Below are 17,760 nucleotides of genomic sequence, written 5' to 3' on the forward strand. Positions count from 1 at the left end.
AGATGAGACCTCTGCGGGAATTGGAGAATCTGTGCTCGAAGGCCTGAGCTTAGCCACGGAAGCGGGCGCAGGAGAAGCGCAATTTCTGCCAAATCCTCTTGCGGCTTGTACAGCGACACAGTTTTTATCAAAGTTTTTTTAATCGACCGTTCGGTCAATAAACGTCCACTTCGGTTCTCCCCACCACTGGGCGCCAGCCCGCGTTTTCTGTGGGTTTCGGATCCAATTCAGCGGCGACATCTCTAGCCTGCGCTTTTGCCCGAGTTGTTCATGCCTGTCCATTCCCTGCAGCGACTGGCCTTACCAAGATAATGGCACTTTGATATACAGCCCGCCATCACCCGCCTCACAACAAGATCCTCGGCTCACGAGGACGACCTCTCCCCAAACGCCCAAGGAGCACATTGATGTCTATCCGGAATCTGCGCATCGGTTTGCGCGCCAGTTTGTGTTTTGCCGTTCTGGCCAGTCTGCTGGTGGTGGTCGGCCTGTTCGGTCTGGGCCAGATGAAAACCCTGCGCGAGAGCGCGGCGGTGATCGAGGAATCGTGGATGCCCAGCATCGAAAGCATCCATGACGCGGCGGCCAACATCGCCAGCATTCGTCTCGAATCCCTGCGTCTGATCACCAGTACTCAGGCTGCCGTTCGCGAGCGCAGCAAAGGCCTTCTCACCGCGCAACGCCAGGAATTGCTCAAGCGCCTCGACGATCATAAGGCCCTGATTGCCAACGATCAGGAACGGACGATGCTGGAAGGCCTGAGTTCCGACACCGCCAAGTACCTGAGCATCCTCGACCAGATCATCAAACAGATCGACGCCGGACAAAACGACCAAGCCTACGCACGCCTGACCAACGAACTGGCGCCCCAGGGCACGGTGCTCGACAAAACCCTGGAGCAAATGATCAGCCTCAATCAGCAAGGCGCGGATGTCGCGGCCAAGTCCGCGGCGGCGATGTACCAGCAGGCGCTGTGGATCGTCGCCACGATCATCGTCATCGCCCTGATTGCCACGTTGTTGCTGGCCTGGTTGCTGACCCGCAGCATCACCGCGCCGATCAATCAGGCGCTGAATGTGGCACGGCGGATTGCTTTGGGAGACCTCAGCGGTCGCATCGACAGCGACGGCAAGGACGAAGCGGCGCAGTTGCTCACGGCTCTGGCCGAGATGCAGGGCAATCTGCGCTCGACCATTCGCGGCATCAGCGAGTCGGCCCAGCAACTGGCCTCCGCTGCCGAGGAAATGAGTTCGGTGATGGAACAGAGCACCCGCGGGTTGCAACAGCAGAATGACCAGATCGAGCAGGCCGCCACCGCGGTCACCGAGATGAGCACGGCGGTCGATGAAGTGGCCGCCAATGCGGTGTCCAGTGCTGAAGCGTCCGAAGCATCGAACGAGGACAGCAAGCACGGGCATGTGCAGGTCAGCGAGACCATCAGTTCGATTCAGGAACTGGTCAGTGCGGTGCTCGGTGCATCCGAACAGGCCGAGGGCCTTGCGACCCAGGCCCAGGACATCAGCAAGGTGCTGGAAGTGATTCGCGGCATCGCCGGGCAGACCAACCTGCTCGCCCTGAACGCTGCGATTGAAGCCGCGCGCGCCGGTGAGGCCGGGCGTGGGTTTGCAGTGGTTGCCGACGAGGTCCGCTCGCTGGCCCAGCGCACGCAGAACTCCACCGAAGAAATCGAGCTGATGATCAGCAGCATTCAGCAAGGCACCAGTGCCACCGTCGGTGCCTTGCAAAACAGCGCCGAGCAGGCCAGCCATACCCTGCGCCGGGCCAACAGCGCCGGCCAGGCTCTGGAGAAAATCACCGCGTCGATTTCGCAGATCAACCAGCGCAACCTGGTGATCGCCAGCGCCGCCGAACAACAGGCGCTGGTGGCCCGGGAAGTCGACGAAAACCTGGTGACCATCCGCGATCTGTCGACCCAGACCGCTGCCGGCGCGACCCAGACGTCTGCTGCCAGCCAGGAACTGTCGCGGCTGGCCGTCGACCTGAACGGGCTGGTGACGCGCTTCGTGATCTGATCAGAAAATTAAACGCCCGATTAACGGTTGCCATCGCCGGGGCCCTCGGCAACACTCTCGTCCCGATCAAGGAAGGAGTGGCCCGTGAGCCCTGTCGATATTTTCCGCATGTTGTCGCTGGCCGCCATCTGGGGCGCGAGCTTCCTGTTCATGCGCATCATCGCTCCCGCGATCGGTACGGTTCCGACCGGATTCTTCCGCGTTTCGATTGCCGCCGTCGGCCTGCTGGTGATCCTCGGACTGATGCGCATCAGCTGGGATTTCAAAGGCAAGCTCAAGACTGTGATGATGCTCGGCGTGATCAACTCCGGCGTTCCGGCCACCTTGTATTCAGTCGCCGCCCAAGTGCTGCCGGCCGGTTATTCGGCAATCTTCAACGCCACCACGCCGTTGATGGGCGTGTTGATCGGCGGTTTGTTCTTCAGTGAAAAACTGACGTTGGCCAAACTCGCCGGGGTGTTCCTCGGCCTGCTCGGGGTGGGTGTGCTGACCCGCGCCGGCCCGGTCGCGTTCGATCTGCACTTGCTGATGGGCGCGGTGGCCTGCCTGCTCGCAACCACTTGCTATGGCTTCGCCGGGTTTCTTGCACGACGCTGGCTGGATCAGGCCGGCGGGCTCGACAGCCGTCTTTCGGCGTTGGGCAGCATGCTCGGTGCGACCCTTTTTCTGTTGCCGTTGTTCGGTTACAGCGTCATCACTCAGCCGCCCGTGAGCTGGGGTGGCTGGAATGTCTGGCTGTCGCTGCTGGGCCTGGGTCTGGGCTGCACCGCGTTCGCTTACATCATTTACTTCCGCCTGCTGAGCTCCATCGGGCCGGTGAAGTCGATGACCGTGACCTTCATGATTCCGCCGTTCGGCGTGTTGTGGGGGGCGCTGCTTCTCGATGAGCCGCTGTCGATGGCGCACGTGTATGGCGGGGTGTTGATCGCGATTGCGCTGTGGCTGGTGCTGAAACCCGCAGTGGTGAAGCCGGCAGAAATCGCCACCCGCTGAAAGGCAGATGCACAAAGGCCCGGGAGTTTCCTCCCGGGCCTTTTTTCATGCGCGGCGGTTACGCCGATTTACGGAACACGAACACCAGACCGACGATGATCAACAGCATCCCCAGCACGCTCAACGCCGCCAGGCGATTGCCGAAGATCAGGTAGTCCATCACCGCCGTCACGGCCGGCACCAGATAGAACAGACTGGTGACATTCACCAGATTGCCCCGGGCGATCAGTCGATACAGCAGCAACGTCGCCAGCACGGAAACCACCAGCCCCATCCACAACACCGGCACGATGAAACCGGCGCTGTGCTCGAAGTGAAACGGCTGGAACGGCACGAAAATCCCGCACAGCAACAGGCCGGCCAAGTACTGCACCGGCAGCGTGCCGAGGGGATTGTCGGTGATGCGCTTCTGCATGATCGAGCCGAAGGTCATGCTCGCCAACGCCAGCAGACCGAACAGCATCCCCGCCAGCGACATCCCGGCCAGACCGATGCCTTGGTAAACCACCATGATCAACCCGGCCAATCCCAGCGCCAGACCAAACATCCGGCTCGCCGAGCGCTGCCGCTCCATGATCACCACCGTGAGGATCGGCTGCACGCCCATGATGGTCGCCATCACGCCGGGCGTGACCTTCAGGTCCAGCGCCAGTAGATAAAAAATCTGATAGGCCCCCAACAGCACCACGCCAGTGGCCATCGCATACAGCATCGGCCTGCCGCCCTTGGGCAGTTTCAACTTGAGCAACGGCACCAGCAGCACCAGCCCGCACAAGGCAATCACAAAACGGATCAGCAGAAAGGCAAAGGGCGAAGCGTGGGCCAGCCCCCACTTGGAGAAGATCGCCCCGCTGCTCCACAGCAGAACGAACAGGCTCGTGGACGCCGCCGCGAGCGCGGACTTTTTCGAAAGGACAAACATGAATACCACCTGTAGTCAGGCAAATAGCCAACTCAGCCGAAGCTGAAATTCAGTAGGTTTTTTCAGGCGGGCAAAGGGGTCAGCAGAAAACGCCGATCAGCCCGAAACACCAACGCCCGGCGGTGATACGACTGCGCACACCGGCGTGCTACTGACAGGTGGAGGGTAATGACTGATCTGCACAGGCTGCTGATTCCCGCACGGCACGACGCCAGCGTTGACCGCTGAATCGACTACCGCGTTGATGAGGGATGCAGGCATCTGGGCTGATCTTTTTTGAAGGGTTGAAAGGTGAGTCATGCGACTCACGAGCGCCGACTATAACCAGCCCGCGACATGGATTGCAACGACTTGGACAAAGGGCCAGTAGCGACAGGCAGGAGGCAGGCGCATAGGCTCGTTTGCAATTGCAACGACCATTGATGGGGATATGGAATGCGCGAGATCACATGCCAAGGGAACGGAATCATCTGCGGTATCAGTTGTACAAATCGCAAGCCAGGAAGCTTGCCCGCCTTGCCACGACTCAACTCCAGATTGACCTGGAGATGGCTGGCCCCACAACGCTTGACCTTTCGAAAGTACGTTTCGAACCCATCGACTCGTTGGCACTGAGTGCTTTTGAGTGTTGGGAGAGCCCGCATTTTTCATGGGAAGAAGTCATTGGATGGAAAGCGCGCGAACCTCTCGCACTCGATATCGCAATCTGGTTTGAATCTGAACTGTGCGGACTTTGCTTTGCCAACCCGAATAAAAGTCGACAACGCATCCGAATCGTACGACTGGAGGGGCGGCCAAGAGAAACACATCCATTGAAGAACCGTGTTGCACCGCTATCCGTTCTGGCAATTGAGCAATACGCCCGCATCATTGGCAGTAGCTTGATCGAGGCTCAAGAACCATTCCAGGGAGCAATACCAATTTACGAACAACTCGGCTTCGGTTTGGATAACGAGGGTCGCCTTGTCAAAACAGTAGGGAGCCTAGTATTGTGAAAAACGCTCAAATATTGATCAACCAAGGTGGGAATATGCGCAAAGAAATAAAAAAATCCCCCAGAAAGAAAAAAGCGCATGCAATAAGGGGTGAATCTGATCCAACGGTTCTGACAGCCAGTCAACGACGGCTCTTACAGATCATTGCAACCGGCACCGCTATCGATGAACCAAGCTTACTGGCTGGCCGTCCCTGATTCTGAAAACAAAAAACCGCTCAAACGAGCGGTTTTTTTTACTTCGAAATCCAGCCTCAACCAAACAGCCAATACCCCAGCAACGTCAGCACCACCACCGCCAGCACCGGCCGCATTACGCGATAGGCCTTTGGATTGCGGCGTTTCCACTGCTTGACCCCACCGCTGAACTTGTCGCTGAAGTTCTTGCTCCACGCGTAAGCCTGGTTGATCCCGCCGACGCGCTCGTCGTCGAGGTTCTGCGGTGCCGTGGCACGGCCCAGCCAGGCGCTGATGAAGCGGTTGATGCGAGTCATCAGGCGATTGCTCAGCGGACGCTCGATGTCGCAGAACAAGATGACGCGGGTCTTGTCGGTTTCGTTCTTGACCCAGTGCACGTAGGTTTCGTCGAACATCACGTCTTCACCGTCGCGCCAGGCGTAGACCTGACCGTCGACGAAGATTCGGCAATCGTCGGAGTTCGGCGTCGACAGACCGAGGTGATAACGCAGGGAACCGGCGAACGGATCGCGGTGCGGGTTCAAATGGCTGCCGCCCGGCAACAACGCGAACATCGCGCCTTTGACATTGGGGATGGCACTGACCAGCGCCACGGTTTTCGGGCACAGGGTTTCTGCCGAAGGCAGCGGTTTGTCGTACCACTTGAGGTAGAAACGCTTCCAGCCTTTCTTGAAGAACGAGCCGAAACCGGCGTCGTTGTTCTTCTCGGCGGCGCGAATATAACCCTCGTCGAACAGGTGCATCGCCTCGTCGCGAATGGTTTCCCAGTTATCGCGCAGCACATCCAGTTCCGGAAACTTGCTGCGATCCAGATACGGCTTGGACGGCACGCCAGAGAACAGGTACATCAAGGCGTTATACGGAGCGAACAGCGCCGAATGGTTGACGAACTGACGCAGCACCGGCAAACGCGCCTTGCCGCGCAAATGCACATAGAGCGTGCTGCCCAGAAACAGCAACAACACCAACGCCTTGGCGGCAAACGGAAAGGTCATCAACAACTCCTTGAAAAAAGACAACACTGCGCAATGTCATTTACCCGACATGGCGGCCGGCCATGATAAACACTACCGGCTCCGGGAAAAACCCGCCCGGTTCAGGATTCAGTGTTAAAGATTGCGCAACAAAGCACTTCTTAACATAACGATCCTGAACCTTGGCTGACCTGAATCAACACGCCACTTACTGCTGGTTCTCCTGATCGGTGAACAGATCGCTGAAGAGCATGCTCGACAGGTAACGCTCACCGGAATCCGGCAACACCACGACGATGGTCTTGCCCTGCATTTCCGGAGTTTCCGCCAGGCGCACCGCTACCGACATGGCCGCACCACAGGAAATCCCGCACAGGATCCCCTCTTCCTGCATTAGGCGCAGGGCCATGGCCTTGGACTCGTCATCCGTCACCAGCTCGACCCGGTCAACCATCGACAGATCCAGGTTCTTCGGCACGAAACCGGCGCCGATGCCCTGAATCTTGTGCGGGCTCGGCTTGATCTCTTCGCCCGCCAGCGCCTGGGTAATCACCGGCGAGGACACCGGTTCCACTGCCACCGACAGAATCGGTTTGCCCGCCGTATTCTTGATATACCGCGACACGCCGGTAATGGTTCCGCCGGTGCCGACGCCTGCGACCAGCACATCAATGGCGCCATCGGTGTCGTTCCAGATTTCCGGGCCGGTGGTTTTTTCGTGGATGGCCGGGTTGGCCGGGTTATCGAACTGGGCGGGCATGAAGTATTTCCCCGCGTCACTGGCTACGATCTCGTTGGCCTTTTCGATAGCGCCTTTCATGCCTTTGGCCGGTTCGGTCAGCACCAGCTCGGCGCCCAGCGCCTTGAGCACCTTGCGCCGCTCGATGCTCATCGAGGCCGGCATGGTCAGCAGCAGCTTGTAACCGCGAGCGGCCGCGACAAAGGCCAGGCCGATGCCGGTGTTGCCCGAGGTCGGCTCGACAATGGTCATGCCCGGCTTGAGTTTGCCGCTGCTTTCGGCGTCCCAGATCATGTTGGCGCCAATCCGGCACTTGACCGAGTAGCCCGGGTTGCGACCTTCGATCTTGGCCAGAATGGTCACGCCACGGGGCGCGATGCGGTTGATCTGCACCAGCGGCGTGTTGCCGATGGAGTGGGCGTTGTCAGCAAAAATACGGCTCATGGCTGGGTCCTTGTGCAGCGTTGAATTCAGCTCTCCAAGGTAAGCCTGTTGCCCTTCTCAGTCCAGTCGGGCCGAACGTCTGCGGCGGGCAGCAGTCAACCGCTTTACACCGTTCGGGATTTGCTGCCATGAAGCGTCGCTACCGCTGGCCGTTGTGGATTCTCGCCACTGTTGTGGTGTTGCTGGTCGCCCTGCACATCGCCCTGCCCTACCTCGTGCGTGACTATCTGAATGACAAACTGGCCAACATGGGCGACTACCGCGGCCAGATCACCGACGTCGACCTGGCGCTCTGGCGCGGGGCCTACAAGATCAACGGCCTGAAAATCGTCAAGGTCGACGGCAAGGTCCCGGTACCGTTCGTCGATGCGCCGCTGATCGACCTGTCCGTCAGCTGGCACTCGTTGTGGTACGACCATGCGGTGGTGGCGCAGGTGAAGTTTTTCAAACCGCAGGTCAACTTCGTCGATGGTGGGGCCAACAAGCAGAACTCCCAGACCGGTCAGGGCACCGACTGGCGCGCGCAGTTGGGCAAACTGCTGCCGATCACCCTCGACGAAGTACAGATCAATGATGGCCGCATCAGCTTTCGCAACTTCAACTCAAAACCACCGGTGAACATGAATGCGACCAATGTCGACGCGAGCATCTACAACCTGACCAACGTGGTCGACACCAAAGGCAAACGCGACGCCCGCTTCGAAGGCAAAGCCCTGCTGCTGGGCCATGCGCCGCTCGAAACCACAGCCACCTTCGACCCGCTGAGCAACTTCGAAGACTTCGAATTTCGCCTGCGGGCCCGGGATATCGAACTCAAACGCATGAACGACTTCGCCTCGGCCTACGGCAAATTCGACTTCAACGCCGGCCACGGCGACGTGGTCATCGAAGCCGCAGCGAACAAGGGCCAACTCAAGGGCTACATCAAACCGCTGCTGCGCGACGTCGACGTATTCAACTGGCAGCAGGATGTCGAGAACAAGAACAAGGGCATCTTCCGCTCGATCTGGGAAGCACTGGTCGGCGGCACCGAAACCGTGCTGAAAAACCAGGGCAAAAATCAGTTTGCCACCCGGGTCGAACTCAGCGGCAGCGTGCACCAGCAAGATATCAGCGCGTTTGAAGCGTTTTTGCAGATTTTGCGCAATGGGTTCATCCAGGCGTTCAATGCCCGGTATGAGCGTCCTAAGCCGGATGCCGGATAGCGCTTGCTCAACTCGCTCTCGGCCGAAACCGAGTCAACATGTGACGCCCCATTCAGAGACTGAATAAGCCGTCTGCGTTCACAGTCGACCGGGCCGCGCGTTATAGTCGGGCATCCGATTATTTCGCCCCCGCCCTGCCCGTTCAGGTCGGCGTTACCGTTCGAGGATTAGCAGATGAAGTTCGAAGGCACCCAGGCCTACGTCGCCACCGATGACCTGAAGCTGGCGGTCAACGCCGCCATCACCCTGGAGCGGCCGCTGCTGGTCAAGGGCGAACCGGGCACCGGCAAGACCATGCTCGCCGAGCAACTGGCCGAATCGTTCGGCGCCAAGCTGATCACCTGGCACATCAAGTCCACCACCAAGGCCCATCAGGGCCTGTACGAGTACGATGCGGTCAGCCGCCTGCGCGACTCGCAACTGGGCAATGAAAAAGTCCACGACGTGCGTAACTACCTGAAGAAGGGCAAGCTCTGGGAAGCGTTCGAGTCCGAAGAGCGGGTCATTCTGCTGATCGACGAAATCGACAAGGCCGACATCGAGTTCCCCAACGACCTGCTGCAAGAACTCGACAAGATGGAGTTCTACGTTTACGAGATCGACGAGACCATCAAGGCCAAGAAGCGTCCGATCATCATCATTACCTCCAACAACGAGAAAGAGCTGCCGGACGCTTTCCTGCGCCGCTGCTTCTTCCACTACATCGCCTTCCCCGACCGCACCACCCTGCAGAAAATCGTCGATGTTCACTACCCGGACATCAAAAAGGATTTGGTCAGCGAAGCGCTGGACGTGTTCTTCGACGTGCGCAAGGTGCCGGGCCTGAAGAAGAAGCCATCGACCTCGGAACTGGTGGACTGGCTGAAACTGTTGATGGCCGACAACATCGGCGAAGCCGTACTGCGCGAGCGCGATCCGACCAAAGCCATCCCGCCGCTGGCCGGTGCGCTGGTGAAGAACGAACAGGACGTGCAACTGCTTGAGCGCCTGGCGTTCATGAGCCGTCGCGGCACCCGCTAAGAGGCTGACGCCATGTTGCTCAACCTGTTCAATGAAATGCGCGCAGCCAAGGTGCCGGTGTCGGTGCGCGAGCTGCTCGACCTGATCAACGCGCTGAAACAGCGCGTGACCTTCGCCGACATGGACGAGTTCTACTACTTGTCCCGGGCGATTCTGGTGAAGGACGAACGGCATTTCGACAAGTTCGACCGTGCGTTCGGCGCCTACTTCAATGGCCTGGAAAAGCTCGACGATCACTTGCAGGCGCTGATTCCCGAAGACTGGCTGCGCAAGGAGTTCGAACGCTCGCTGAGCGACGAGGAACGCGCGCAGATCCAGTCCCTCGGCGGCCTGGACAAGCTGATCGAAGAGTTCAAGAAACGCCTGGAAGAACAGAAGGAACGCCACGCCGGCGGCAACAAATGGATCGGCACTGGCGGCACCAGCCCGTTCGGCTCCGGCGGATTCAACCCGGAAGGCATCCGGGTCGGCGATGCCGGCAAGCGCCAGGGTAAAGCTGTGAAAGTCTGGGATCAGCGCGAGTACAAGAACCTCGACGACTCCGTGGAGCTGGGCACCCGCAACATCAAGGTCGCCCTGCGCCGCCTGCGCAAATTCGCTCGTCAGGGCGCGGCGGAAGAACTGGATATCGATGGCACCATCGACCACACCGCCAAGGACGCCGGCCTGCTGAACATCCAGATGCGCCCGGAACGGCGCAACACAGTGAAGCTGTTGCTGCTGTTCGACATCGGCGGCTCGATGGACGCCCACGTGAAGATCTGCGAGGAACTGTTCTCGGCCTGCAAGACCGAGTTCAAGCATCTGGAGTACTTCTACTTCCACAACTTCATTTATGAATCGGTGTGGAAGAACAACATGCGCCGCACCTCCGAGCGCACGTCGACCCAGGACCTGCTGCACAAGTACGGCGCCGACTACAAAGTGATCTTCATCGGTGACGCGGCGATGGCGCCTTATGAAATCACCCAGGCTGGCGGCAGCGTCGAGCACTGGAACGAAGAGCCGGGTTACGTGTGGATGCAGCGCTTCATGGAGAAGTACAAGAAGCTCATCTGGATCAACCCGTACCCGAAAGACACCTGGGGCTACACCTCGTCGACCAATATCGTTCGGGACTTGATCGAGGATCAGATGTATCCGCTGACGTTGCGCGGACTGGAAGAAGGGATGCGGTTTCTGTCCAAGTAAGCGGATCGTTCCCATGTCGAGGTGTCGAACCGTCTGCGTGGGAATGCATCAAGTAAAGCGCTTCAGATATTCGACATGCTCCCGGTGTGCCACTTCTTGCACCACCGGGCGCAATCTGACCTTCGCTCCCGGCAGACACTGTGCCAGGCGGGCCAGCGCCAACGGCGTCAACGCTCCCAATCGCGGATAACCGCCAATCGTCTGCCGATCATTGAGCAACACGATTGGCTGTCCGTCCGGCGGCACCTGCACCGCGCCCAGCGGAATGCCCTCGGAGATCATCGGTTTGCCCTGATACTGCAACGCCGTGCCCAACAAGCGAATGCCCATGCGATCGGCACGACTGTCCAGCGTCCAGGCGCTGTTGAATGCATCGAACAGGCTCTGCCCGCTGAACTGACCGATCTGCGCGCCGAGCACCAGATCGAGCGGCGCGTCGAGGTGCAGGTCCGGTCGATGCTCCGCCGGGACCTCACGCACCAATAAGGTTTCGCCCTGATAACTCAGCGAAGCGCCCTTGGCCAATGGCAAGCCAAAACCATCGAGGCCACCGAGCTCCTCGCGTACCACCGTGGCACTGCTGCCCAGCACTTTCGGCGCACTGAAACCGCCGGGCGCTGCCAGATAGGCCCGCGCCCCGAGCAACGGCTGGGTGAACTTCAAGGTCTGTCCTTTGCGCAGTTTGAAACTGCGCCACGGTGCCAGCACTTCACCGTCGATCTGCGCGCCAAGATCGGCGCCCGCCAATGCCAGCAAGAAATCTTCTTCAGCCACCACCGTGAACCCGCCGAGGGTGATTTCGATCACCGGCAAGTCCAGACCATTGCCCAGCAGCCAGTTGGCCCAGGCCATCGACCGCCAGTCCGCCGCGCCGCCCTGGGTCACGCCCAGATGGCGCACGCCAAACCGTCCGGCATCCTGCAACAGGCACAGCGGCGTACTCGCTTCAATCGTCAGTCGGCTCATGCCAGGGCCTCCAGAGGCGTGTCGTCACCGCCGAGGCGGATGAATTCGGCATGACTCACCGCTTCGAAACGCACGGTATCGCCGGGCTGCATGAGGCTGTAGCCATCGCGTTCACGGTCGAACAGTTTTGCCGGTGTGCGACCGATCAGGTTCCAGCCACCGGGAGACACCACCGGATACGCCGCCGTCTGCCGCTCGGCGATGCCGACGCTGCCGGCGGCGACTTTCTTGCGTGGCGTATTCAGACGCGGTGCTGCCAGGACTTCTTCCACCAAACCCATGAAGGCAAACCCCGGTGCGAATCCAAGCGCGAACACCTGATATTCACGGGCGCTGTGACGGCGGATCACTTCTTCCACCGACAAACCGCTGCGTTGCGACAGCAGGCTCAATTCCGGTCCGACGCTAAGGTCGTACCACACCGGTAGCACATGACACTGGCCGCCGGTGCGCGCATTCGGCGACAGGTCGATCAAGGCTTCGGCGATCAATTCCCGAGCCTGATTCGGGTTCAACGCGGTCAGGTCGTAATGCACCATCAACGTGGTGTACGACGGCACCAGATCGATCAGATGTGCGCCGAACACCGCGCGCAGCCGCTCGCTGGCGGCGAGCATCCACGGCATGTTGGTTTCGGCGATTTCATCAAACAGGCGCAGCATCAGGCAATCCAGCGCCACCACTTCCACCCGCGGATTCATGGCGCGCTCTGCTCGTTCAGGGCCTGACGAATGCGCTGCACGGCCGCCACTGAACTGGCGTTGTCACCGTGCACGCACAGCGTGTTGGCTTGCAGGTGCAGCGCGCTGCCGTCGCTGGCGGTGAGGTTGTCGCCACGGGCGATGGTCAGCGCTTGCACGATGATGGTTTCGGAATCGTGGTGCACCGCGCCGGGGAGTTGTCGCGAAACCAGTCGGCCGGCGCTGTCGTAGGCGCGATCGGCGAAGGCTTCGAACCACAGGGTCACGCCGTATTCGTCACCGAGTTGCTGGGCTGCCGTGTTATCGCGGGTGGCCATCAGCATCAGCGGCAAACTGCGGTCGTAAGCCGCGACAGCCTGAATCACCGCCCGCAACTGCGCCGGGTTGGCCATCATGTCGTTGTACATCGCGCCGTGGGGTTTGACGTAGCTCACCCGTCCGCCCTGGGCACGGCAAATGCCGTCGAGGGCGCCGATCTGGTAATGCAGGATGTCTTGCAGTTCCTGGGCGGTGTAGGCCATGGAACGTCGGCCGAACCCCACCAGATCCTGATAGGCCGGATGCGCACCGATCTGCACGCCGTGGCTCAGGGCCAGGCTGACGGTCTTGCGCATGATGCCCGGGTCGCCGGCGTGGAAACCGCAGGCAATGTTGGCGCAATCGATGAAGGGCATGACTTCCGCGTCCAGACCCATGGTCCAGCTGCCGAAGCTCTCGCCGATGTCACAGTTCAATAGCAGGCGGCTCACGGTGAACACTCCTGTAGCTGTTATCTTTTTATGCTGTAGGACAGTTGTCGCAGGTTATCAGTTACTGCGCGTCCAGTTGCTTGCCACGGGTTTCCGGCAGGCTCAACGCCGCGAGGATCACCACCCCGTAGGACACTGCCGCAAAGGCACCGATGCCTACGCTCAGCGGCACTTTCTGGCTGAGCAGCCCGATCAGCAGCGGGAACAATGCCGCCAGCGCCCGGCCGATGTTGTAACAGAAGCCCTGCCCCGAGCCGCGAATCCGGGTTGGAAACAGCTCGGTGAGAAACGCGCCCATGCCACTGAAAATCCCCGAGGCGAAGAAGCCCAGCGGGAAACCCAGCCACAGCATCACGCCGTTACTGACCGGCAATTGGGTGTAGAGCAGAACGATGGTGAACGAGCCGACCGCGAACAGGATGAAGTTCTTCTTGCGGCCCAACAAGTCGGTCAAATAGGCGCTGATCACATAACCGACGTAGGAACCGATGATCACCATCGCCAGATAACCGCCGGTGCCGAGTACGCTCAAGCCGCGTTCGTTCTTCAGAAAAGTCGGCAGCCAGGAGGTGATCGCGTAGTAACCGCCGAGGGCGCCGGTGGTCAGCAGCGAGGCGCGAATCGTGGTGAAGAGCATGCCGGGGGCGAAGATCTCGTAGAACTTCGACTGACTGTCCGGAGTTTGCTTGGCTTTGGCTTCGCGGTAGATCTCCGGATCTTTCACCAGACGGCGGACGAAAATCACGAATACCGCCGGCACGATGCCAAGGATGAACAGTGCGCGCCAGGCGTCTTCCGGTGGCAATACCGAGAACAGCAGCGCATAGAGAATCGCCGTCAGGCCCCAACCCAAGGCCCAGCCGGATTGCACCATGCCCACCGCTTTACCGCGGTCCTTGGCCCGGATCACTTCACCGATCAGCACGGCGCCGGCGGTCCATTCACCGCCGAAACCGAAGCCCATCAGGGTTCGGGCGATCAGCAGTTGTTCGTAGTTTTGGGCGAAGCCGCAAAGGAAAGTGAAGAAGGCGAACCACAGCACCGTCAATTGCAGGGTGCGCACGCGACCGATGCGGTCGGAGAGAATCCCCGCCACCCAACCGCCGATGGCCGAGGCGATCAAGGTGCTGGTGTGAATCAGGCCGGCTTCGCCGGTGGTGATGCCCCACATCGCGATCAGGGTCGGCACCACGAAGCTGAGCATCTGGGTGTCCATGCCGTCCAGACCGTAGCCGATCTTGCAGCTCCAGAAGGTCCGGCGCTCCTGCTGATTGATGTTGCGATACCAGTCGAACGGGCCGGGACGGGCCGCAGTCTTGGGGAGGTCGAGGGTGTCGGGCGCACTCATGGCATGTCTCCGCAGGCTTTTATTGGTCTTGTTCGAAGCTCCGACGACGCCTATCGTGGGAACCGGATGCGTCGATTCTTGGGTGCGTCACCCGGTCGCGTCCAACGAATAAAAACCCGCCCAAGACATAAGAAAAATTTGTTGCCATGAACCTGAAGTTTCTCGAAACCTTCGTCTGGGTCGCCCGGCTGAAAAGTTTTCGCCTGACCGCCGACAAGCTGTTCACCACCCAGGCCTCGATCTCCAGCCGGATCGCGGTGCTCGAAGGCGAGCTCGGGGTGAAGCTGTTTCTGCGTGATTCACGCGGCGTCAGCCTGACGCCCGAAGGTTTGAAAGTGCTGGACTATGCCGAGCAGATGCTCGACACGATGCAGGCGCTGAAGCAGTCGATCGAGACCCGTTCGAGCAAGGTCGGCCGGGTACGGATCGGGGTGATGGACACGGTGATCCACACCTGGCTCAGCCCGTTGGTGGCACAGATGACCGATCTGTACCCACGGGTAGAAATCGAGCTGGTGGCGGATACCTCGCTGAACCTCTGCGATCAGCTGCAAAAAGGCTTTCTCGATCTGATCCTGCAAACCGATCTGGTGCGCCAGGAAAGCGTGCGCAGCCTGGAGCTGGCCAGCCACCCCATCGGCTGGATCGTCGCCAGCAATTCGATCTACAACCGCGACTACCAAAGCCTCGCCGACCTGGCGCAGGAACGGATCATCACCTACTCGAAAAACTCCCGGCCGCACCAGGACATACTGGCGCTGATGCAGGCCCAGGGCGTGCTGGCGCCACGGTTGAACTGTGTGAATTCGGTGTCGGCGATCACCCGGCTGTTGCGCGACGGGTTCGGCATTGGCGCGTTGCCGCCAGTGTTGGTGGCCGAGGAGCTGGCGCGGGGCGAACTGACCCTGCTCGACATCGAACAGCGCCCGCCGAATCTGCAGGTGGTGGTGTCGTGGCGGGTCGGTGTGGAATGGGTCGAGGAGATCGTGACGCTGTGTCAGCAGGTGCTGGAGGGGTATGCGCGCAAGGTGGGCGAGAACTACGTCGTGCTCGCCCCTTGATCGTTCCCACGCTCTGCGTGGGAATGCAGCCCGGGACGCTCCGCGTCCCTCGCAAGCCCAGCGCGGAGTATCCGTTGAGGCTCAGAGCCCGCGCACATCCCGGTCTTCGATCGGCCGGCTCTGGCGCAGGCGCTTGCCGCCCAGCACCACCCAGTCGATCAGACGGAACAGGCATTCAAGACCGAACGACAACAGCAGCGCGCCGCTCATCCCCCAGATCATCGCTTCCGGCGTCAGCAGGATCTGGTAGCTGTAGCCATTCCAGGTTTCCTTGCGGATGTCCGGGTCGGCGGCCAGCACCACTTGCAGGAAGCGGATGTACCAAGGGCCCTGCATCGCCTGGAATTGCTTGTCCAGCGCCAGCTGACGGTTGAGCAAGGTGCTCAGGCTGTCGGCATCGCTGCGAAACACCGGGTCTTCGCTAGCACGGTAATGGGCGACCAGTGCCTGGATGTCACCCTTGAAAAACTGCTCGGCGGTGCCCTGGAAGCCGCGCAGACCGGTCTGCGCCTCGATCAGGTGCGCTTCGACCCGCTTGGCGTAATCGTTGATGAAGCCCGGCACCTGGACACCGATCAACAGGCCCGCCGCAAACAACACCAGCCGTAGATAACTGAGCAACATGGGGGTGCAATCCTTATTCGGTCGTGCCCTGGCTTACGCATTCGCCGCGTCGCCACAGGCTCCATTGGCCCGGTTCGTAGCGGGTCCAGGTTTCGTTTTCAGTCAAAGGTTCGGTGGCAATCACCGTCACCACGTCGTTGGGCGTGGTTTCGGCCTGGAAGTCGACAATCACATCGACGTCCTTGAGCCGTGCCGGACCAAACGGTGCGCGTCGGGTGATCTGCGCCAGTTTGGTCGAGCAATAGCAGAACAGCCAGTCGCCGTCGCTGAGCAGGCAGTTGAACACGCCTTTGCTGCGATATTCGGCGCAGGCCGCGACCAGATCCGGCAGCAGCACTTCTATATCGACCGGTTCCGGAAACGCTGCACGTACGCGGTTGAGCAAATCGCAGAACGCCGCTTCGCTGTCGGTATCGCCGACCGGGCGGTAGAAACTCTTGATCGGCGAGAAGTCGGCGAGCTGGCCGTTGTGCGCGAAGCACCAGTTGCGGCCCCACAGTTCGCGGACGAACGGGTGAGTGTTGGACAGGCAGACCTTGCCGACGTTGGCCTGACGGATATGACCGATGACCACTTCACTCTTGATCGGATAGCGCTGCACCAGATTCGCCACTTCCGATTCGCTGCTGGCCGCTGGGTCCTGGAACAGGCGCAGCCCACGACCTTCATAGAAACCGATCCCCCAGCCGTCGCGGTGCGGGCCGGTGCGACCACCGCGCTGCATCAGCCCGGTGAAGCTGAACACGATGTCGGTCGGCACGTTGGCACTCATGCCCAGTAATTCACACATGTGCGGACTCTCGTGATTACAGACGCGGCTCGACCCGCATGCGCTGCGGATTGTTCGGCACGGGTGGACGGCCATAACGATCATCGCCGGCGCCGCCGAACGGTTGATCGGCGTCCCGCTCGTCATCGGCCCGGGCCGCTGCGCGGGCGGCTTCAGCCTGTTCCTTGCGGGCCTTGGAGGCGCGCTCGATCGGCAGGCGGATCAGCACGAAAATCAGGTACAGGCCGAACGCGATCATGGCGTACATGAGCAATTCGGAAATCGCGCGCCAGGCGTTGTTGCCGACCTTGAACGCCAGATCCAGCGCGGTGATGGCGATGGCCGGGGCGAATTTTTCCTTCACCGGGTCAATGATGGTCGGGCTGAACAGCAACACCGCCATCAATATACGCAGCGGCTCACGCAGCCAGCGCCACATCCAGCGGGTCATGCGCATCCACACCAGCAGGCAGCCCACGGCGGCAAAGGCGTAAAGGCCCCAGGCGATCAGATAGTCGTTCTCGGTCATGGTGTCCATGGCAAGGCAGGCAAAGAGGCGCTTATAGTAACGACTTTTCGCACGTCAGGCTTGTCCCAATGCCAGTCGGTCAGCCCCGGACATTGTGGGAGCGATCTTGGTCCGGGCGGCGATCCGACGAAGAGGCCGTCAGATTCAACACTATTATTGATTGAGCCTGCGCTTTCGCGAGCAAGCTCGCTTGTATGTTTAGACTTGAAGGGGTGGGCGGGACTAAAAGCTCGATTCCGACTCTAGCCAGTACGGACCGTGGGAGACTTCTCGTCCCGCCCTTTCTACCTAAAGCGCCGA

At 60.3% G+C, this 17,760-nt stretch carries 18 protein-coding genes; 8 read left to right on the forward strand and 10 right to left on the reverse strand.

All coding sequences use genetic code 11. From position 1 onward, the window contains the following. Positions 1–407: 407 nt before the first annotated feature. Positions 408–2,033 carry a methyl-accepting chemotaxis protein gene (locus K5E37_RS06160; protein WP_221533385.1) on the forward strand — a complete coding sequence of 542 codons (1,626 nt, stop codon included), beginning with the start codon at positions 408–410 and terminating at the stop codon, positions 2,031–2,033. 84 nt (positions 2,034–2,117) lie between these two features. Then, positions 2,118–3,026 carry a DMT family transporter gene (locus K5E37_RS06165; RefSeq protein ID WP_221533386.1) on the forward strand — a complete coding sequence of 303 codons (909 nt, stop codon included), beginning with the start codon at positions 2,118–2,120 and terminating at the stop codon, positions 3,024–3,026. A 58-nt stretch (positions 3,027–3,084) separates the two neighbouring features. Here the strand turns inward: K5E37_RS06165 and K5E37_RS06170 are convergent, their stop codons facing one another. Beyond that, complete coding sequence (locus K5E37_RS06170) at positions 3,085–3,948, reverse strand: DMT family transporter (protein ID WP_221533387.1); 864 nt, start codon at positions 3,946–3,948, stop codon at positions 3,085–3,087. A gap of 449 nt (positions 3,949–4,397) precedes the next feature. Between K5E37_RS06170 and K5E37_RS06175 the strand changes: the two genes are divergently transcribed. Together K5E37_RS06175 and K5E37_RS06180 are read left to right on the forward strand one after the other, a co-directional pair. Continuing rightward, positions 4,398–4,943, forward strand: coding sequence for a hypothetical protein (locus K5E37_RS06175; protein WP_039772608.1), 546 nt, complete (start codon positions 4,398–4,400; stop codon positions 4,941–4,943). After that, complete coding sequence (locus K5E37_RS06180) at positions 4,940–5,140, forward strand: hypothetical protein (protein ID WP_085605617.1); 201 nt, start codon at positions 4,940–4,942, stop codon at positions 5,138–5,140. Before K5E37_RS06175 ends, K5E37_RS06180 begins: the two co-directional genes overlap by 4 nt. 56 nt (positions 5,141–5,196) lie before the next feature. Here the strand turns inward: K5E37_RS06180 and K5E37_RS06185 are convergent, their stop codons facing one another. Both K5E37_RS06185 and cysK read right to left on the reverse strand, forming a co-directional pair. Then, the gene (locus K5E37_RS06185; protein WP_085605615.1) at positions 5,197–6,135 is read right to left on the reverse strand and encodes an aspartyl/asparaginyl beta-hydroxylase domain-containing protein; all 939 of its coding nucleotides are present in this window, start codon (positions 6,133–6,135) and stop codon (positions 5,197–5,199) included. Between the two features lie 187 nt (positions 6,136–6,322). Continuing rightward, complete coding sequence (gene cysK / locus K5E37_RS06190) at positions 6,323–7,297, reverse strand: cysteine synthase A (RefSeq protein ID WP_085605613.1); 975 nt, start codon at positions 7,295–7,297, stop codon at positions 6,323–6,325. 128 nt (positions 7,298–7,425) lie between these two features. Between cysK and K5E37_RS06195 the strand changes: the two genes are divergently transcribed. From K5E37_RS06195 to K5E37_RS06205, 3 genes are all read left to right on the forward strand, one after another. Next, the gene (locus tag K5E37_RS06195) at positions 7,426–8,502 is read left to right on the forward strand and encodes a DUF748 domain-containing protein (RefSeq protein ID WP_221533388.1); all 1,077 of its coding nucleotides are present in this window, start codon (positions 7,426–7,428) and stop codon (positions 8,500–8,502) included. A 174-nt stretch (positions 8,503–8,676) separates the two neighbouring features. After that, complete coding sequence (locus K5E37_RS06200; RefSeq protein WP_007911294.1) at positions 8,677–9,522, forward strand: MoxR family ATPase; 846 nt, start codon at positions 8,677–8,679, stop codon at positions 9,520–9,522. 12 nt (positions 9,523–9,534) lie between these two features. Continuing rightward, entirely contained in the window at positions 9,535–10,713 is a 1,179-nt protein-coding gene (locus K5E37_RS06205; protein WP_016771218.1) for a VWA domain-containing protein, read from the forward strand. A gap of 48 nt (positions 10,714–10,761) precedes the next feature. Here the strand turns inward: K5E37_RS06205 and K5E37_RS06210 are convergent, their stop codons facing one another. From K5E37_RS06210 to K5E37_RS06225, 4 genes are all read right to left on the reverse strand, one after another. After that, positions 10,762–11,679, reverse strand: coding sequence for a biotin-dependent carboxyltransferase family protein (locus tag K5E37_RS06210; protein WP_221533389.1), 918 nt, complete (start codon positions 11,677–11,679; stop codon positions 10,762–10,764). Next, positions 11,676–12,380, reverse strand: a complete 705-nt coding sequence (locus K5E37_RS06215) for an allophanate hydrolase subunit 1 (RefSeq protein WP_221533390.1) — start codon at positions 12,378–12,380, stop codon at positions 11,676–11,678. The genes K5E37_RS06210 and K5E37_RS06215 overlap by 4 nt, the downstream gene beginning before the upstream one ends. Then, positions 12,377–13,129: a 5-oxoprolinase subunit PxpA gene (locus K5E37_RS06220; RefSeq protein WP_221533391.1), complete on the reverse strand. Its 753-nt coding sequence runs from the start codon at positions 13,127–13,129 to the stop codon at positions 12,377–12,379. Before K5E37_RS06220 ends, K5E37_RS06215 begins: the two co-directional genes overlap by 4 nt. A gap of 61 nt (positions 13,130–13,190) precedes the next feature. Next, the gene (locus tag K5E37_RS06225; protein WP_179692340.1) at positions 13,191–14,477 is read right to left on the reverse strand and encodes an MFS transporter; all 1,287 of its coding nucleotides are present in this window, start codon (positions 14,475–14,477) and stop codon (positions 13,191–13,193) included. A gap of 146 nt (positions 14,478–14,623) precedes the next feature. Between K5E37_RS06225 and K5E37_RS06230 the strand changes: the two genes are divergently transcribed. Further along, complete coding sequence (locus K5E37_RS06230) at positions 14,624–15,538, forward strand: LysR family transcriptional regulator (protein ID WP_221533392.1); 915 nt, start codon at positions 14,624–14,626, stop codon at positions 15,536–15,538. Positions 15,539–15,619: 81 nt separating this feature from the next. Here the strand turns inward: K5E37_RS06230 and K5E37_RS06235 are convergent, their stop codons facing one another. The 3 genes from K5E37_RS06235 to K5E37_RS06245 are packed head-to-tail and all read right to left on the reverse strand — an operon-like array spanning position 15,620 to position 17,469. Then, complete coding sequence (locus K5E37_RS06235; protein WP_007956487.1) at positions 15,620–16,162, reverse strand: DUF2937 family protein; 543 nt, start codon at positions 16,160–16,162, stop codon at positions 15,620–15,622. A 13-nt stretch (positions 16,163–16,175) separates the two neighbouring features. Further along, the gene (locus K5E37_RS06240) at positions 16,176–16,952 is read right to left on the reverse strand and encodes a class II glutamine amidotransferase (protein ID WP_007956486.1); all 777 of its coding nucleotides are present in this window, start codon (positions 16,950–16,952) and stop codon (positions 16,176–16,178) included. Positions 16,953–16,968: 16 nt separating this feature from the next. After that, positions 16,969–17,469 carry an MFS transporter gene (locus tag K5E37_RS06245; protein ID WP_221533393.1) on the reverse strand — a complete coding sequence of 167 codons (501 nt, stop codon included), beginning with the start codon at positions 17,467–17,469 and terminating at the stop codon, positions 16,969–16,971. Positions 17,470–17,760 lie beyond the last annotated feature (291 nt).

The sequence above is a fragment of the Pseudomonas sp. RIT778 genome, from assembly GCF_019718735.1.
GTDB lineage: Bacteria > Pseudomonadota > Gammaproteobacteria > Pseudomonadales > Pseudomonadaceae > Aquipseudomonas > Aquipseudomonas aphyarum.

Bases quoted from the DNA above. Each gene is read 5' to 3' on its own strand.
- K5E37_RS06160 (WP_221533385.1), top strand. From the start codon at position 408: ATGTCTATCCGGAATCTGCGCATCGGTTTGCGCGCCAGTTTGTGTTTT.
- K5E37_RS06170 (WP_221533387.1), bottom strand. From the start codon at position 3,948: ATGTTTGTCCTTTCGAAAAAGTCCGCGCTCGCGGCGGCGTCCACGAGC.
- K5E37_RS06175 (WP_039772608.1), top strand. From the start codon at position 4,398: ATGCCAAGGGAACGGAATCATCTGCGGTATCAGTTGTACAAATCGCAA.
- K5E37_RS06185 (WP_085605615.1), bottom strand. From the start codon at position 6,135: ATGACCTTTCCGTTTGCCGCCAAGGCGTTGGTGTTGTTGCTGTTTCTG.
- cysK (WP_085605613.1), bottom strand. From the start codon at position 7,297: ATGAGCCGTATTTTTGCTGACAACGCCCACTCCATCGGCAACACGCCG.
- K5E37_RS06195 (WP_221533388.1), top strand. From the start codon at position 7,426: ATGAAGCGTCGCTACCGCTGGCCGTTGTGGATTCTCGCCACTGTTGTG.
- K5E37_RS06200 (WP_007911294.1), top strand. From the start codon at position 8,677: ATGAAGTTCGAAGGCACCCAGGCCTACGTCGCCACCGATGACCTGAAG.
- K5E37_RS06205 (WP_016771218.1), top strand. From the start codon at position 9,535: ATGTTGCTCAACCTGTTCAATGAAATGCGCGCAGCCAAGGTGCCGGTG.
- K5E37_RS06210 (WP_221533389.1), bottom strand. From the start codon at position 11,679: ATGAGCCGACTGACGATTGAAGCGAGTACGCCGCTGTGCCTGTTGCAG.
- K5E37_RS06215 (WP_221533390.1), bottom strand. From the start codon at position 12,380: ATGAATCCGCGGGTGGAAGTGGTGGCGCTGGATTGCCTGATGCTGCGC.
- K5E37_RS06225 (WP_179692340.1), bottom strand. From the start codon at position 14,477: ATGAGTGCGCCCGACACCCTCGACCTCCCCAAGACTGCGGCCCGTCCC.
- K5E37_RS06230 (WP_221533392.1), top strand. From the start codon at position 14,624: ATGAACCTGAAGTTTCTCGAAACCTTCGTCTGGGTCGCCCGGCTGAAA.
- K5E37_RS06235 (WP_007956487.1), bottom strand. From the start codon at position 16,162: ATGTTGCTCAGTTATCTACGGCTGGTGTTGTTTGCGGCGGGCCTGTTG.
- K5E37_RS06240 (WP_007956486.1), bottom strand. From the start codon at position 16,952: ATGTGTGAATTACTGGGCATGAGTGCCAACGTGCCGACCGACATCGTG.
- K5E37_RS06245 (WP_221533393.1), bottom strand. From the start codon at position 17,469: ATGGACACCATGACCGAGAACGACTATCTGATCGCCTGGGGCCTTTAC.